Source organism: Flavobacterium hydrophilum (assembly GCF_003202405.1).
Taxonomy (GTDB): Bacteria; Bacteroidota; Bacteroidia; order Flavobacteriales; family Flavobacteriaceae; genus Flavobacterium; species Flavobacterium hydrophilum.
Map to the genome: position 1 here is coordinate 1 of NZ_QJHL01000034.1, position 235 is coordinate 235.

The window sequence follows — 235 nt, forward strand, 5'->3', positions numbered from 1 at the left end:
GAAAAAACATTTACTATCAATGTAAACAACCTTAACGAAGTACCTACAGACCTGGCACTTTCTGCTACGGCAATCAACGAAAATGTAGCGGGCGGAACAACGGTAGGCGTTTTATCTTCTGTTGATGTTGATGCTGCAAATACTTTCACTTACACTTTGGTCGCTGGTGCAGGAAGTACAGACAACAGCGCTTTCATCATCAGTGGTGCGAACCTGCAAATCGTAGCAAGCCCCG

Annotated in this window: 1 protein-coding gene; it reads left to right on the top strand. The window is 45.1% G+C overall.

The annotated features are described in order from the left end of the window. The coding region (locus tag DMB68_RS23530; RefSeq protein WP_196783724.1) for a hypothetical protein at nucleotides 1-235 on the top strand (235 nt) is incomplete at both ends.